Origin of the sequence: Psychrobacter sp. SZ93C1 (assembly GCF_015864635.1) — a bacterium.
Taxonomy (GTDB): Bacteria; Pseudomonadota; Gammaproteobacteria; order Pseudomonadales; family Moraxellaceae; genus Psychrobacter; species Psychrobacter fozii.
The window spans coordinates 1-2,009 of sequence record NZ_JADYWY010000022.1 but is presented as its reverse complement, the minus strand read 5'-3'; the positions used below and the strand labels follow the sequence as shown (position 1 = coordinate 2,009).

Annotated in this window: 1 protein-coding gene; it reads left to right on the top strand. The window is 44.9% G+C overall.

From position 1 onward, the window contains the following. The first annotated feature begins 176 nt into the window (after window positions 1–176). Window positions 177–1,877: a copper resistance system multicopper oxidase gene (locus I6E83_RS14595; protein ID WP_197102965.1), complete on the top strand. Its 1,701-nt coding sequence runs from the start codon at window positions 177–179 to the stop codon at window positions 1,875–1,877. The last annotated feature ends 132 nt before the right edge of the window (window positions 1,878–2,009 follow it).

Here is a 2,009-nt window from a genome sequence, read left to right as displayed (position 1 = left end):
TATAAAGTGATGCAGCTTAACAAAGATGGCTCAACAGCCATTTATGCAACCATTGACTCACCGCAGCAGCAAATCTAGTTTGATTAAAGCATTACATAGCTCATTCTGTTCTATTAATGAGCCAACAGTTATATGAACTCAACTCCCATTTCACGGATTAAGTTAGGTAAATTATTATGAACAAGAATATGTTCAATCGCAGGCGTTTCTTAACAGGATCTTCTACCTTGTTAGGGGCATCCATACTATCTACGCTGCCGTCTATTGCCAATAGTGCGCTCGGTAAAGGGCAACAAGATGTAGCTGTCAACAGTGATAAAGCTGACCATATCGTACCCATCTTAACTGGCAACGAGTTTGACCTTTATGTCAGCAAAAAGCCCGTTATCGTCAATGGCAAGTCGAGTATGGCGACGCTGATTAATGACTCACTACCAGCGCCAACGCTAAAGATGCGTGAAGGTGATACCGTGGTGATACGTGTTCATAATCAGATGGATGAATCAACCTCTATCCATTGGCATGGTTTGCTCGTTCCATTTGAGATGGATGGTGTGCCGGGTATTAGCTTCGATGGTATTCCTGCAAATAGCACCTTTACCTATACATTCAAACTGGTGCAATCTGGCACTTATTGGTATCACTCACACAGTGGTTTTCAAGAACAAACTGGTATGCTGGGTGCTATCGTGATTGAACCTAAAGGGCGTGAGCGTCATCCAATCGAGGAAGACCACGTTATTGTGCTTAGTGACTGGACACACCGCGATCCACACAATCTACTGAAGCTGCTCAAACAGCGCGCAGATTTTGACAATTATCATCTGCCAGATTTCAAGAAGCTGTTGTCTGATATTGCCGAAACAGATATGAAAACCGCGTTCGATAAGCGCAAAATGTGGAATCAGATGCGCATGATGCCAACGGATTTCACCGATCTATCTGGTGAAAAAACTTTTACGTATCTGATGAATGGTAAGACCACAGCAGCCAATTGGACACAACTAGTGAAAGCGGGACAGCCTGTCAAACTACGCTTTATCAACGCCTCAGCACAGACGATATTTGATGTGCGTATACCGGATCTCAAAATGACGGTGGTGGCAACAGATGGTATTGACGTCGCACCTGTCGATATTGATGACTTCCGCATTGGGGTGGCTGAGACTTATGACGTCATTGTCACGCCTACTCAAGACGCGCATACCATATTTGCCCAAAATATCGATCGTTCAGGCTATGTCGCGACCACGCTTGCAACCAAAAAGGGCGCTCGTGCTGCAATACCTGCGATGGACAAGATTGAATGGCTGACCATGGCCGACATGATGGGTGCGATGGGTGATAAAGGCTACAAAGCAAAGCACGCTAAGACCGAGTATGACTTTAAATCTGATATGCGTGTCGACAGTCCACGTATGAACCTCGATGACCCCGGTATCAATCTGCGTGAGATTGATAGAAAGGTTTTGACTTATGGTCAATTACGCTCTGTCGATGAGGCCATATTTGCGGAGCAGCGTAAGCCTACCCGAGAGATCGAGCTACATTTAACGGGTAACATGGAGCGCTATATTTGGGCCTTAGATGGTGTCATGTTTAAGGATGCAACCCCTGTCAATATTAAGCCAAACGAGCGCGTACGTATTACCTTAGTCAATGACACGATGATGAACCATCCGATGCATTTGCATGGTATGTGGAGTGATTTGCGCACGCCATCTGGAGACTTTCAGGTACGTAAACATACGATTGTGGTGCAACCTGCGCAAAAGATTAGCTTTGATGTGACGGGTGAATTTGGACGATGGGCGTGGCATTGCCATCTGCTTTATCACATGGAAGCCGGTATGTTCCGAGAAGTTGCCGTTGTTTAACAAACCTTCAAATATGAGGCTTATTATGAAAATATCTAAGAAAAATCTGCCATTTATTGGTTTGTCATCGCTAGTCTTGCTCACATCATCCTTTGCAACAGCTGCTGAGATGTCTGATATGGATCACAGTGG

Excerpts from the sequence above, each read along its gene's own strand:
- I6E83_RS14595 (WP_197102965.1), top strand. The coding sequence starts at position 177 with ATGAACAAGAATATGTTCAATCGCAGGCGTTTCTTAACAGGATCTTCT.